The organism is Pseudomonas sp. LAIL14HWK12:I7, assembly GCF_000483465.1.
Lineage (GTDB): Bacteria > Pseudomonadota > Gammaproteobacteria > Pseudomonadales > Pseudomonadaceae > Aquipseudomonas > Aquipseudomonas kermanshahensis.
The window spans coordinates 1-3027 of record NZ_AXYZ01000028.1; the positions used below are offsets into that span (position 1 = coordinate 1).

Annotated in this window: 4 protein-coding genes and 3 tRNA genes; all 7 read left to right on the forward strand. The window is 56.1% G+C overall.

All coding sequences use genetic code 11. From position 1 onward, the window contains the following. Nucleotides 1-199: 199 nt before the first annotated feature. Entirely contained in the window at nt 200-1159 is a 960-nt protein-coding gene (birA, locus tag D886_RS0119390; RefSeq protein WP_027595482.1) for a bifunctional biotin--[acetyl-CoA-carboxylase] ligase/biotin operon repressor BirA, read from the forward strand. Then, the gene (locus D886_RS0119395; RefSeq protein WP_027595483.1) at nt 1149-1898 is read left to right on the forward strand and encodes a pantothenate kinase; all 750 of its coding nucleotides are present in this window, start codon (nt 1149-1151) and stop codon (nt 1896-1898) included. Before birA ends, D886_RS0119395 begins: the two co-directional genes overlap by 11 nt. Before the next feature lie 7 nt (nt 1899-1905). Then, nucleotides 1906-2331 (forward strand): hypothetical protein, encoded by a 426-nt coding sequence (locus D886_RS0119400; protein WP_027595484.1) that lies wholly within the window; start codon nt 1906-1908, stop codon nt 2329-2331. A gap of 152 nt (nt 2332-2483) precedes the next feature. Further along, nucleotides 2484-2567, forward strand: a tRNA-Tyr gene (locus tag D886_RS0119405). Nucleotides 2568-2591: 24 nt separating this feature from the next. Continuing rightward, nucleotides 2592-2665 (forward strand) — tRNA-Gly (locus tag D886_RS0119410). 29 nt (nt 2666-2694) lie between these two features. Continuing rightward, nucleotides 2695-2770, forward strand: a tRNA-Thr gene (locus D886_RS0119415). 87 nt (nt 2771-2857) lie between these two features. After that, nucleotides 2858-3027, forward strand: a 170-nt coding sequence (locus D886_RS27970) for a GTP-binding protein (RefSeq protein ID WP_232888303.1), incomplete at its 3' end; no start/stop codon positions are given.

Here is a 3027-nt window from a genome sequence, read left to right on the forward strand (position 1 = left end):
GTAGTGTGGGGTTTCCCCATGTGAGAGTAGGTCATCGTCAAGATTCATTTCGCAAAACCCCTATCTGCGCGAGCAGGTAGGGGTTTTGTCTTTTCTGGCCGAAAATAGTCCTTCCTGCGGTCTTTCCGGGCAGCCCTTTTCCTATGCAAGCCCACTACCCATAGCTATCATGCCAGCCTTATTCCAAGTCGAGACTGGCATGCTGAAGTTGTTGAATCTCCTCAAGGATGGCCGGTTCCATTCCGGAGAAGCCTTGGGGGCAGCCCTCGGGGTGAGTCGCAGCGCCGTTTGGAAGCAGCTGCAGCACCTGGAGAGTGAGCTGAACCTCACCATTCACAAGGTTCGTGGGCGTGGCTACCAGCTGGCGGCACCTCTCGCCCTGCTCGAATCACAAGCGATCAATGAATTCGCCGAGGGTGAGCAGTGGCCTGTTTTCATCCACGAAACCATCGATTCAACCAATGCTGAAGGGCTTCGGCTTGCAAGCGAAGGGCAGCCGGCGCCATTCCTGGTCCTTGCCGAGCGCCAAAGCGCTGGGCGTGGCCGCCGCGGTCGCCAATGGGTCAGCCCTTTCGCAGAGAACCTCTATTACAGTCTGGTCCTGCGTGTCGAAGGTGGCATGCGTCAGCTCGAAGGGCTGAGCCTGGTGGTGGGGTTGGCAGTGATGCGGACCCTGCAGGGCTTTGGAGTAAAGGATGTGGGGCTGAAATGGCCCAATGATGTGCTTGTTCGTGGGCAGAAGATCACCGGTATCTTGCTTGAGTTAGTGGGTGATCCTGCAGACGTGTGTCACGTTGTGCTTGGAATAGGTATCAATGTGAACATGCAAGCCAACGACCAGGTCGACCAGGAGTGGACCTCGATGCGGCGAGAAGTTGGCACCGCTATTGATCGAAACCGTCTGGTGGCAAAGCTCAGTCAGCAGTTGCAGCATGAATTGGCGCGTCACCGCCGCTATGGGTTTGCTGCATTCCAGGAAGAATGGGAGCAGGCGCATCTATGGCAGGGGCGTAACGTATCGCTTGTTGCTGGCAGTACCCGCATTGATGGGGTGGTGCTGGGGGTGGACGGGCAGGGCGGTTTGCGCCTTGAAGTCGAAGGTGTAGAAAAGAGCTTCAGTGGTGGTGAGCTCAGTTTGAGGTTGCGTGATGATTCTTGAGCTCGATTGCGGTAACAGCTTCATTAAATGGCGAGTCATTCACGCCGCCGACGCTACGATCGTGGGCGGCGGTATTGTCGATTCCGACCAGGCATTGGTGGCCGAGGTCAGTGCGTTGGCGTCGTTGCGTTTGTCTGGCTGCCGTATCGTCAGCGTGCGCAGCGAAGAAGAAACCGCGGCGCTCTGCGCGCTGATCCGCCAGGCGTTCTCGGTGGTGGCGCGCGTTGCCGAACCTGCTCAGCAAATGGCAGGGGTGCGCAATGGTTATGAAGACTACCAGCGCCTGGGCATGGATCGTTGGCTTGCAGCATTGGGTGCATTCCACCTGGCCAAGGGGGCTTGTCTGGTGATTGATCTTGGCACCGCCGCCAAATCCGATTTCATTGCCGCCGATGGCGAGCACCTGGGCGGTTACATCTGCCCGGGCATGCCGCTGATGCGCAGCCAGCTGCGTACGCACACTCGGCGCATCCGCTATGACGATGCTTCGGCAGTACGCGCACTGACAAGCCTTGCCCCTGGCCGCTCGACGGTCGAGGCTGTGGAGCGTGGCTGTGTGTTGATGTTGCAGGGCTTTGCCCATACTCAGCTTGAGCAGGCGCGGGCGCTGTGGGGGGAGAATTTTACGGTGTTCCTTACCGGTGGGGATGCGCCGTTGGTGCGTGAAGCAGCACCGACGGCGCGCGTAGTCCCTGACCTGGTATTCGTTGGCCTGGCAATGGCCTGCCCACTGGACTGAGGTGCTTATGCGTTGGTTGTTTCTGCTGTTGCTGGTGCTCAACGTCTTCTATTACGTCTGGCACCAACAGGAAGCCCCGCTCAAGGCCAAGGATGTCGCCCCGCTGTCGTTGTACAAAGGTAGTCAGCAAGAAATTCGCCTGTTGCGTGAAACCGGTGTGTCCGCGCCGGCCCGTCGTCGTGATGAATGCCTGGTAGTAGGTGGCCTGGCGGCAAAAGAGCAGCTCGATGCACTGCGCCAGCGGCTGTTGAGCCTGGATATCAATGCGTTGCCGGTGTCGGGTCAGTTACCCGGCGCTGATGGTCTCTGGCTCAAGATTTCCCCGGAAAGCGAGCGTTTGCTGGACCAAACAGTACTCGTCGCTCTTTCCAACGATTTCAAAGACTTAAAACATAAAATTATTTTCTGCCAGGGTATTGCAACTGGCGAATAGCTTGATAGAATGGCGCCCGCTTCACAGGGAACACCACTGAGGTGGTAGAGCTGGAAGCGGTGTCAAAGCAGCTAAGTTTCAGATTTGATTGAAAAAATTTGAAAAAACGCTTGACACTAGGACGGCAGACAAATAGAATGCCGGCCACATCTGGAGGGATTCCCGAGCGGTCAAAGGGGACGGACTGTAAATCCGTTGCGAGAGCTTCGAAGGTTCGAATCCTTCTCCCTCCACCAGTTTTAGCGAGAGCCGCAAGCTCCGCGGGTATAGTTTAGTGGTAGAACCTCAGCCTTCCAAGCTGATGATGCGGGTTCGATTCCCGCTACCCGCTCCAAGTTTGCTGGATTTTGCGCAAAGTGTTTCGCTCTTGTAGCTCAGTTGGTAGAGCACACCCTTGGTAAGGGTGAGGTCAGCGGTTCAAGTCCGCTCAAGAGCTCCATATAAACAAGGCAGATATGAAAATATCTGCCTTTGTTTTATCAGCTTTATCAGCGTAAGACTATTTCTTCTGCGGAGGATTGTATCGATGGCTAAGGAAAAGTTTGATCGTTCCCTACCACACGTAAACGTTGGCACTATCGGCCACGTTGACCATGGTAAAACCACTCTGACCGCAGCTCTGACTCGCGTCTGCTCCGAAGTTTTCGGTTCGGCAGTCGTTGAGTTCGACAAGATCGACTCGGCTCCGGAAGAAAA

Bases quoted from the DNA above. Each gene is read 5' to 3' on its own strand.
- birA (WP_027595482.1), top strand. From the start codon at position 200: ATGCTGAAGTTGTTGAATCTCCTCAAGGATGGCCGGTTCCATTCCGGA.
- D886_RS0119395 (WP_027595483.1), top strand. From the start codon at position 1,149: ATGATTCTTGAGCTCGATTGCGGTAACAGCTTCATTAAATGGCGAGTC.
- D886_RS0119400 (WP_027595484.1), top strand. From the start codon at position 1,906: ATGCGTTGGTTGTTTCTGCTGTTGCTGGTGCTCAACGTCTTCTATTAC.